The sequence below is a fragment of the Ancylomarina sp. genome (assembly GCF_041555295.1).
In the GTDB taxonomy this organism is placed as follows: Bacteria; Bacteroidota; Bacteroidia; order Bacteroidales; family Marinifilaceae; genus Ancylomarina.
Genome location: NZ_JBFFKR010000117.1, coordinates 1 through 10,164, shown reverse-complemented (window position 1 = coordinate 10,164; position 10,164 = coordinate 1). Strand labels below are relative to the sequence as shown.

Here is a 10,164-nt window from a genome sequence, read left to right as displayed (position 1 = left end):
TCAAATCTAAGCAAAATTGGATAATATCAGATTCGTTTTATTTGAAATGATGATTCGATGGGCTTATCGGTTTTCGCAAAATAAAGGCTGCTAATCTTGGATTGGCAGCCTTTATCGAGCGTATTTTAATTGAAAGAGAAAACTACGTGTCATTCTTTCTCCGCATCAATCCTGTCACAAATCGATACACGACACTTCCAATACCATTTTGAATCAGTTTCTCGGGGCTCAAATTTCTTTTAGCATTTCGCACAAAATAGTTCAATTTGTAGCCGGCCAGTTCCCTTTCCAGGTGCAGGCGATACTTTTCTTTTTCAATATCCTTTAGTGATCGATATCTGTTCATCCGAATTTTTTTTTACCACAAATGCTTTATGCTTGTGATGATATAAAGTCTCCTCTCGTTCATTTGTTGATAAGAACGTAATTGAAAATCAGCTTGCCTAATCCTTATCCTTTTTGGTGTATAGTATCCGATAACATAGTTTGATTAATGGTCGTTCAATCAAAGGCTTTTTTAATAGATAAATCAAGAATATAAGCACCAAGTATATGGTTCCTGTTCCCATATAACCAAGTATTTCGTTGCCCAATACATCGCTTAGCCACACCGCCGTTCCAAAACCGAAAAAGAGCAGAGCAAACATAGCCAGTAATAAAAATAGGGCGGTTAAACTTATGGCTATAGCAAAGCGAATAAGTTTTTCGAAACTGGAAAACTTATAATATTCCAGATTGGAGTCGAAATACTCAGTCAGTAATTCTTTCAGTTGAGCGAATTGTTCCGGGATATTTTCCAATACGATAATTTTTTAAGTGAACTGATTTTAATTGGCCGTCCATTGTGCTGAACAGATTGATAGCTAAGATCAAGCCTCTTGTTCTTTTTCTTCTTTTTCTTTCCTTTTAAAAGATTCAATTTTTTTCTCAAGATCCTCAATAAGTTCATCGATTTTGCCGCGCACTTTTTCCATGTTTTTATCGAATGCTACTTCGAATTCCTCAGCTTTTTCTTTAGCCATTTCCTTCATTTTTTCTCGAGTCACTTCTCCTTTGTCAGGGGCGTAAAGAATTCCCAAGCCAACACCAATTGCACAGCCCGCTAACATAGCTGCAATAATTCCACCTGAATTTGACATAACGTTAGATTTTAAATTAAACAACAAAGTGAATAGAATGATCTGGTAAGCAATGCCTTAAATAAAATTAGTGAATTATTAGAAAGGAGTCAATTTTTTTTATCCCTGATTTTAGAGCTCTCTATGTTTTATTATTTGTAGACACATTCAAGATTGTGCTGTTTCTAACAATTATAAGCCTACATTACTTAAACCGTTATTTTACGGGTATTTATAACCCAACGAGATGCAAAAAGCATATGAGGAAATCGTCAATAGTTTTATCGACGATAAGGTTGGCTTAAGTCAAAGCTTTTTAAGCGATGCTTTGGCGACACAACTTAGAGAAAATTTGAGATCTTTAAATTTCAGTGAACGACTTCAGGCAGCAGGTATAGGAAACCAAGCAAAACTAGTCACCGACCTAACGAACAGAGGGGATAAGATTTATTGGCTGGATAGGAGTCACAAGGATGAACATGAGAACCGTTTTTTCGATTTGATGGACGAATTTGTAAGCTATTTAAATAGCAGCTGCTATACCGGAATTACAGGCTATGAGTTTCATTATGCTTTGTACGAAAAGGGAACATTCTATAAAAAGCATCTCGATCAGTTTCATGACAATAAAAGCAGGGCATTTACAATGATCATGTATTTAAACGTCGACTGGAAGGAAGAAGATGGTGGAAACTTATGCATCTTTCATGAAAACCGCTCACAAATAATTAATCCGGTTAATGGTTCGTGTGTTTTCTTTAAAAGTTCGGAATTAGAACATGAAGTTTTGCCCTGTAATCAGCAACGATTGAGTATTACAGGCTGGCTAAAAACAAATTAGTTCACTTTCGTGATGATTAAAACAAAGGCTGCTAATATTGAATTAGCAGCCTTTGTTTTCTTTAGAATTTTGTGCTAAAGATTTATTTCTTATTGTCTGGCGTCTCTTTGTACGACCACTCTAACTCTATTTTTAAAAGCTCTAAAACATTAAAAACATGAGGGCATATTTCATAGTTTATAAGTGCACTATAAGTCTTCGTTATAAAATCGTCTTCGCCCAGATATGGAAATAAACGACATTCTTCTGGTCGGTTTAAATAGTCGGTACACACCTTGTCTTTATGATGCATACACTGTATACACTCTGCATACATAAAGGCTTCAATATTTTCCTCTGCAACAAATTTGCTCAGTTCCTTATGCGACGCTATAGGTCTAAGTTTTTGACAACAATTTCCACAATCACGACAGTCAATTTGATTCTCAACCTCTTTGTAAAGTCGATGAACAATCTTATCTATCTTTTCAGAATCCTGCTGCTTAAGATAAGTCTGGAAAGATTTATTTTCAGTCTGTCTTTGTTTAGCGATTTGCTCTATTTTTTTCAGGTCACTTTCTAATTTCATAATCGTTGTCGTTTGAGCAAGGCTGCTATGCAATGTGGGTTATAACATCAATATCGATGCTATTTCATCTGTATCATTGAAAAAAGGTGTTTATATCACCCCCAATATGGCAGGATAACAACACCTTATCATATAAACCTATCGACTAATCGCCTGGTTGATTTATATTTTCGAAGCGCAAATGTAGTCATTGTAATATGAAGAATAGTCAATGCTATATTATAATTGTGTTTAAAATAAATGGACAGGGCTTGTAAGCCAAACTTGAGCTGTGTTTCTTCGACGTTTTCTTAAAATTAATGACATGTTCGCAAATAGTTATGATCTTTTTGATTAACGTGTCTTGATTTTTTGAAATTCATAACAGAATGAAGCTAAAATTTTGATTTATTTCGTTTTTGAAAGGCGCTTATGCTCATTTAAAATGAAGGCTTTTTGAAGCTTATTTAAACCCCATCTGAATAGATGAGATGTGTTTTAGAATATCTGAATATGGCTGTAAAAAATAACATAAATACGGAGCTTTGATATGAAATTTATCACAAGAAAGATCTGTAGAAAATGGATATTTTTAAACCCGTATATACCGAACAAAACGATTGTCAGGATTGTTATAAATGCATACGTGAATGCCAGTTAAAAGCCATTAAGGTGATTAATAATGCGGCGCAAATTTTACATGAGGACTGTATTTATTGTGGGAATTGCACCCTGGTTTGTCCTGTACATGCTAAGAAAGTGCGTAACGATCTAACGCGAGTGAAATCCCTCTTGAAGCGAAACAATAAGGTGATCGTTTCTTTAGCACCCTCTTATATGTCTGAATTCCCCAACTTGAAAGATGAGCAGCTGGTAGCCGCCATCAAGGAATTGGGCTTTGCTCATGTTTCTGAAACAGCCTTGGGAGCCGAATTGGTTTCACAAAAGGTGAATGGTTTCCTGAAGGAAAAACAATCGGGTATTTATATTTCATCAGCTTGCCCTTCGGTGGTTGAAATGATTTGCAAGCATTTCCCTCAATACAAAGATAATATCACACCCTTTTTATCACCTCTCTTAACACATTGTAAAATGCTGAAACAAGAGTATGGTGAGGATTGCAAGATTGTATTTATAGGACCGTGTATAGCGAAGAAATCGGAAAGTGATGCCTTTGGTGATTTGTTGGAAGCCTCTTTATCTTTTAAGGATCTGGCAGAATGGTTTGATGAGGAAGGCTTGGAGGCTGACATGTTTTATGAGTCGGGCACTGAACCGAGTTTTGTACCTCGTCGTGCAGGAAAAGGAAGTTTATACCCTATAGATGGGGGTATGATTGCGGGAATTAAAGAGAATGCCTCGACCACTGATGCTGTTTTTATGACCTTCTCAGGCATCAGCAGTATTAACGATGTGTTAAAGGATTTGAATTATTATAGGAAGCCTGGTTTGTTGTTTCTGGAACTCCTGGCTTGTGAGGGGGGGTGTGTGAATGGCCCGGGGACAAGAAAAAACTACTCCCGAGCGCTGAAACGTTTAGAAATTATAAAGAGAAGTGAGGAAGAAGTGGTCGAGTATCAAGCTGATTTTTCTATTCTTCGAGACTTTGATAATATTGATGTTGCGCATAAACCAGAACATCCGGAGACTAAAATTAAGGAGGCTCTGAATATGATTGGAAAATATTCTGATAAGGATGAAATCAATTGTGGAGGCTGTGGATATAATTCATGTCGAGAGTTTGCAAAGGCTTATCTGGAAGATAAATCGGAGCCTAATATGTGCGTTTCTTATATGCGAAAGATTGCTCACGATAAATCGACGGCTCTTCTTGGAAAGATACCTTCAGGCGTTCTGATTGTGAATGAAGATTTGAAGGTGGTTGAAGCCAATCAGAGTTTTGCCCGAATTATGGGTGAAGAAATGGAACAACTATTTGATACTATTCCAGGCTTGAAAGATGCGGATTTGAAGAAAATAGCGCCTTTCTATAAATTGTTTTCATCTGTATTATCAACGGGTGAAGATAGTTTAGAACGAGATTTCCGCTTAGGTAATAAGATGTTGCATTTGAGCCTCTTCACTATTCAACGGAATAAGATTGTTGGTGCTATTCTACGAGATATGTCTCAGCCTTTTATTCAGCAAGAAGAAGTGATTAATCGGGCTAAGGCCGTTAATCAGAAAAATCTGGAGACGGTTCAGAAGATTGCTTACCTGTTGGGTGAAAATGCCTCAGAAACAGAGGATATGTTGAACTCTATTGTTGAGTTTTATACGCTGGCTGAAGAAAAAAATTGAGTTAATTAAGAATTATGACGAGTTTAATTGCGGGTAGTTAATTACGAATTACAATAAGGTGCGGACTTTGAAAAAGAGCGGGCATTGAGCGAGTCGAAGGATGATGATGTGATGATGTGTTATAGAGTTGAACCCGCTTCGGGGTTCTTCTATAAGATTTTATAAGTACCACGGGTAACACCCGTGGTTATTCATATTAAACCACTTCGTGGTTCAAGAATCAGAACTTATCCCGAAGGGATTAAACTTGAATAACCCCGCATGAAATGTGGGGTATAATAAATCATTACAAGAACCCCGAAGTGGGTTCAACTATTTGATTGGGAGTGATGTGAAGCAATTAGGAAATATAATTAGACGCAGATTTTTATGATATGATTGATGTGAAAGACTAAATGAGCTGTTTTGAAATCATAAACAATCATATTTAATCAGCGTCAAAAGAGTAATAGATCAGAAATCTTGAATCAAGAATATAAAATTAATTATGCAATCCGATTATTATATAGAAGTTGAGTGTCTGCAGAAGAATCCCAGGAAACAGGTGATTTGTGGGGATGTGTTTATGTCGGAGAAAATAAAGGAGGAGGGTAGAACGCTTCTTGTACTTTCTGATGGTTTAGGCAGTGGTGTTAAAGCCAACGTTCTTGCAACTTTAACCGCATCAATGGTTCTGAACTATATGCGGGTGAATAAGGATATCCGTAAAGCTGCTGAGGTAATCATGCAAACCTTACCCATTTGCAGCAAGCGAAAAGCCAGTTATTCAACTTTCACCATTGTTGATATCGAGTGTGATGGAGAAACGCGAATTATCCGCTACGATAGTCCTGAGTGTTTGGTCTTACGTGGTCTGGAATTATTCCAGCCAAAATGTGAAGAACTGAGTATAGAAGGTGCCAATAATTTGGGAAAGACTTTGTATTCATACCGTTTTAAGGCTGAGAAAGAAGATCGTATCGTATTTTGTTCTGATGGAGTGACCAATTCGGGTATGGGCACAAAGCGTTTCCCTTTTGGATGGGGACCTGATAATTTAAATGAATTTGTTAGAGGCATGATCAGACGTCAGCCTTATCTTTCGGCTAAGCAATTGGGGCGAGCCGTAGTGGATAGAGCTGCTGCCAATTATGGCGATGTACCCAAAGATGATACCTCTTGTGCTGTGGTCTATTTACGCGAACCAAGAGATCTCTTACTTTGCACGGGACCTCCATACAGCAAATCGAAAGATACTCAACTTGCACGTCAGGTAAGTGAATTTAAGGGGAAAAAGATAGCCTGTGGGGGGACCACAGCTTGTATCTTATCGAGAGAATTCGCTGAAGAGTTGAAAATTGACATGACGATTACAGATCCGGAATTGCCTCCTATTTCATATTTAAAAGGTGTCGATTTACTTACTGAGGGTATTTTAACTCTGGGTAAGGTTCAACGCTTACTTAAGGGTTACAATCAGAATACGGTTTTAAGACAGGGGCCTGCCGATCAGATTGTAAAGCTTCTTTTGGAGAGTGATCGGATTGAGATAATCAACGGGACTAAAATAAATGAGGCACATCAGGATCCTAATTTGCCTGTTGAGCTTGAAATTCGTCGAACCGTTGTGAAGAACATTGCTGCGCTTTTGGAGGAAAAATTTTTGAAAGATGTAGATCTTAGTTATATTTAAATTGTCGAAGAAAAAACTGATTATAAATGGTCTTTCAGCCTTTTCTTATTCGATAGGCAATAAACAAAACAAATAAACAATAACCATGAGTGATAAAAAGGATGTGACCATCTGTTTGGGAAGTTCTTGCTTTTCCAGAGGCAATGGCAAAACCTTACAAGCTGTTAAAGAATTCTTTGATAAGAATAATTTAAGCGATTCAGTTTTTTTTCATGGTGAACTTTGTACAGGAAACTGTTCCAAAGGACCAATTCTAAAGATAGAAGAGGATCTGTACCAGGAAGTTAATTCGGAAGGTGCGATTGATATCCTTAAAAAGGTATTCGAAGACTCCTAAGAATATAATATTTGCCTAGCCCTCTAATCTACACCCTAAATTCGCAGCCCCATGCAACTGATTACCACAAATAAGGATAAATGTAACCTGAGTTATACCTGTATACGAGTTTGTCCGGCAAAAGCTATTAAAATTAAAGATAATCATGCTCATATTATTGCCAACCGTTGTATCGGTTGCGGCAATTGTGTGACTATGTGTGCTCAGGATGCGATTGAATATCGTAACGAGGAAGATTACGTCAAGGAGCTTCTTGAGCGTGAAGAGAAGGTCGTAGCAATATGCGATCCAAGTATTTCCGGAGAATTCGATGATATTAACGATTATCGAAACTTTGTAGGTATGATTCGTGAATTGGGATTCGATTATGTGGTAGAGGCAGCATTTGGTGCTGATTTAGTGGCTTTCAAGTACAAAAAACTTTTTAATAATTTTCACGGGAAATATTATCTGTCAACCAAATGCCCGGCTCTGGTAAACCATGTTGAGCGATATTATCCTGATTTAGTGGATAATCTGGCACCTATCGTTAATCCGATTATCGCCATGGCAAAGGTTGTGCGCGAAAAGTACGGAAAGGATGTTAAAATCGTTTCACTTTCACCTTGTGTTGCCAGTAAGGATGATGTGAAGTTTTTCAATAAGAGTGATGGGGAAATTCAGGCTGTTCTTAGTTTTGTTGAGCTGAGGAAGCTCTTTAAAGAAAAAGGGGTGACCGAAACCAGAGTAGAATTTTCGGAGTTCGATCCACCATTTGCCAGAATAGGTGGCTTATTCCCCGTAAGTCATGGCTTGTTTCAGGCTGCTGAGATCGATAACAGCATGCTGCGTGGAAATATCATAAGCACCGAAGGGCGCAATAATTTTTTACGTTCTCTTGAAGAATTCCAGCGCAGTAGTGAATTGAGTCAACATCTCGATCTTTTCTATTGTGATGGATGTATAATGGGGCCTGGAACCTCAAAAGGTGGGCGTAAATTCTCACGTCGTTCGCAGGTTGTACAATATGTTCAAAAACGACTAAACACTTTTGACGAGAAGCAATGGCAGAAGGAAATTGATAACTACAGCCACATTGATCTATCTAGAAAATTTAAGATAAAAGACCAAAGGCTTCCTGTACCTACAGTTGATGAGGTGCAAGCCGTGCTTGATGAAATGGGAAAGGGGAAGATTGAAGAGCAATTAGGTTGTGGCTCCTGTGGTTACGAGACTTGTAAGAAATTTGCTGAGGCTAAAGTACAAGGTATCGCTAAGTTTGAGCAATGTTCTTCGATGACAATTAAGAATATGAATGCCTATATCAAGAAGTTGGGTGAGACAAACGAGAAGTTAACTCAAACAAAAGTAGCTCTTAAGGAATCTGAAGCTCAAGCTAAAGAGGAGCATCGAATGGCAGTAGAAGCCAGTGAAACAACTTCGGCTATGCTTCAGAAACTACCAACTGGTGTTGTTATTGTCAATGAAAATCTAAAAATAATTGAATCAAATAATAGCTTTGTCAATCTATTAGGCGAAGAAACAAAGCTGTTGAATGAGATTATACCTGGTTTGGTTGATGCTGATTTAACCAAGGTGATTCCTTTCCATCGTTTGTTTTCAACCGTGCTGATGAATGGTGAAGATATCCTGAAAAAGGATGTGCATTTTGGTAGTCGATTATTCAATGTCTCTGTTTTTACAATTAAGAAGAATAAGGTTGTTGGTGGTATCATTCGAGATTTGTACGCGCCTGAGGTTAGAACCGAAGAGGTGATTGGTCGTGCTCGCGATGTGATTAAGGAAAATCTGCAAACGGTGCAGCAAATTGCCTTTTTATTGGGCGAATCGGCTTCCAAGACCGAGAAAATCCTGAATTCGATCATTAAATCCCATACCAAGGAAGAGTAAGCGGTTATGATTTTGGTTTGGTGATTTATAATTAGTGATTTAAAGCTTGAACTGCTTGATGCTTTGCATGCTTTATTGGATAAGTTAAAATATTCCCATGGAAGAAAAATTTCATTTAGATATTGATTGCCCACAGCTGTTTCATCATGGCGAATTGATTTGTGGAGACGTGTTTTTGTCTCGAAGAATTAAGGAAGAAAATCGAACCATTGTCATCTTGAGCGATGGTATGGGATCTGGCGTTAAGGCTAATGTTTTGGCAACACTTACGGCATCTATGGCAATAAATTTCACCATTGAGCACAAGAACTTTAAAACCATTGCTGATATTATCATGAACACACTTCCTGTTTGCAGTGTGCGAAAAGTGAGCTATTCTACCTTTACGATTATCGATATTGAATACGATGGCACCACTCGAATTATGGAGTTCGATAACCCGGACTGTGTGATTATGCGAGGCGCTTCTGTTTTCGATCCAGGATGGGAAAATATAGAGCTAGATAGTGAAGAGAATAAAGGAAAAATCCTTAGAGCCTGTCAGTTTAATGCGCGTAAAGAAGATCGCATTCTGTTTTGGTCTGATGGTATTATGCAATCAGGTATGGGAAGTCCGGCCTATCCCTTTGGTTGGGAGCTCGATAATGTGGTGGAATTTGTCAAGCAAAACATCAAGGCGTCGCCTTATATCTCTTCGAATGCACTAGGTAAAAAGATTGTGAAACGTGCCTCCAGAAACGATCAGGACGAACCTAAGGATGATACCAGTGCAGGCGTTATCTATTTTAGAGAGCCGCGTAAATTATTGCTTTGTACCGGACCTCCATTTGAAATGGATAAGGATTCCGAATTAGCCATGAGAATCTATCATTTTAAAGGGAAGAAAATCATTTGTGGAGGATCAACAGCTGAAATCGTTTCCCGTGAATTGGGGCTTAAATTTGCTCCGGGCATGACAATGACTGATCCGGAATTACCGCCAATTGCTTATATGGAAGGCATCAATCTGGTTACGGAAGGGATTCTAACCATTGGTAAAGTTGCCCGTATTCTTGAAGACTACGATAATAATTATCAATTGGGTGAAGGTCCAGCCGATCAAATAGTGCATTATTTACTTCAAAGCGATCAAATTTCAATAATCAACGGAACACGTATTAATTTTGCACATCAGGATCCTAATTTGCCTGTTGAGTTAGAGATTCGTCGTACGGTTGTGAAGCGCGTTGTTCGCCTGCTTGAGGAAAAGTTTCTGAAGGATGTGAATTTGAGTTTCTTGTAAGGTCTTTAAAATCTAAAAAGTCAAAAGGTCTTACACATCATCAAATTATAGTATCAACATATCGATTTTAGTTGAGTTCGATTAATGTGATTTCTGGTGGCATGCCTATTCTACCAGGAAAGCCGATATAGCCAAAACCACGATTTACATACAGGAATTGCTTTCCTTTATTGTAT

10 protein-coding genes are annotated in these 10,164 nt (G+C 38.0%); 6 read left to right on the top strand and 4 right to left on the bottom strand.

What is annotated here, in order from left to right; translation table 11 throughout:
* Nucleotides 1-142: 142 nt before the first annotated feature.
* The 3 genes from ABY905_RS09755 to ABY905_RS09745 form a co-directional block, all read right to left on the bottom strand.
* Nucleotides 143-346 carry a hypothetical protein gene (locus ABY905_RS09755; RefSeq protein ID WP_372643064.1) on the bottom strand — a complete coding sequence of 68 codons (204 nt, stop codon included), beginning with the start codon at nucleotides 344-346 and terminating at the stop codon, nucleotides 143-145.
* Nucleotides 347-443: 97 nt separating this feature from the next.
* On the bottom strand, nucleotides 444-800 hold the full coding sequence (locus ABY905_RS09750) for a hypothetical protein (RefSeq protein WP_372643061.1): 357 nt from the start codon (nucleotides 798-800) through the stop codon (nucleotides 444-446).
* A 69-nt stretch (nucleotides 801-869) separates the two neighbouring features.
* Nucleotides 870-1,139: a YtxH domain-containing protein gene (locus tag ABY905_RS09745; RefSeq protein WP_372643058.1), complete on the bottom strand. Its 270-nt coding sequence runs from the start codon at nucleotides 1,137-1,139 to the stop codon at nucleotides 870-872.
* 226 nt (nucleotides 1,140-1,365) lie between these two features.
* On the opposite strand from ABY905_RS09745, the gene ABY905_RS09740 reads away from it, so the two are divergent.
* On the top strand, nucleotides 1,366-1,959 hold the full coding sequence (locus tag ABY905_RS09740; RefSeq protein WP_372643055.1) for a 2OG-Fe(II) oxygenase: 594 nt from the start codon (nucleotides 1,366-1,368) through the stop codon (nucleotides 1,957-1,959).
* Between the two features lie 82 nt (nucleotides 1,960-2,041).
* Here ABY905_RS09740 and ABY905_RS09735 read toward each other — a convergent pair whose 3' ends face one another.
* Entirely contained in the window at nucleotides 2,042-2,527 is a 486-nt protein-coding gene (locus ABY905_RS09735) for a YkgJ family cysteine cluster protein (RefSeq protein WP_372643052.1), read from the bottom strand.
* Nucleotides 2,528-3,088: 561 nt separating this feature from the next.
* Here ABY905_RS09735 and ABY905_RS09730 point away from each other — a divergent pair.
* The 5 genes from ABY905_RS09730 (at nucleotide 3,089) to ABY905_RS09710 (ending at nucleotide 9,988) form a co-directional block, all read left to right on the top strand.
* On the top strand, nucleotides 3,089-4,807 hold the full coding sequence (locus ABY905_RS09730; protein WP_372643050.1) for a [Fe-Fe] hydrogenase large subunit C-terminal domain-containing protein: 1,719 nt from the start codon (nucleotides 3,089-3,091) through the stop codon (nucleotides 4,805-4,807).
* A 487-nt stretch (nucleotides 4,808-5,294) separates the two neighbouring features.
* On the top strand, nucleotides 5,295-6,479 hold the full coding sequence (locus ABY905_RS09725; protein WP_372643048.1) for a SpoIIE family protein phosphatase: 1,185 nt from the start codon (nucleotides 5,295-5,297) through the stop codon (nucleotides 6,477-6,479).
* Between the two features lie 85 nt (nucleotides 6,480-6,564).
* Nucleotides 6,565-6,816, top strand: a complete 252-nt coding sequence (locus ABY905_RS09720; protein ID WP_372643046.1) for a (2Fe-2S) ferredoxin domain-containing protein — start codon at nucleotides 6,565-6,567, stop codon at nucleotides 6,814-6,816.
* Between the two features lie 51 nt (nucleotides 6,817-6,867).
* The gene (locus ABY905_RS09715; protein ID WP_372643044.1) at nucleotides 6,868-8,706 is read left to right on the top strand and encodes a [Fe-Fe] hydrogenase large subunit C-terminal domain-containing protein; all 1,839 of its coding nucleotides are present in this window, start codon (nucleotides 6,868-6,870) and stop codon (nucleotides 8,704-8,706) included.
* A 97-nt stretch (nucleotides 8,707-8,803) separates the two neighbouring features.
* Nucleotides 8,804-9,988 carry a SpoIIE family protein phosphatase gene (locus ABY905_RS09710; RefSeq protein WP_372643041.1) on the top strand — a complete coding sequence of 395 codons (1,185 nt, stop codon included), beginning with the start codon at nucleotides 8,804-8,806 and terminating at the stop codon, nucleotides 9,986-9,988.
* Nucleotides 9,989-10,164: the final 176 nt, after the last annotated feature.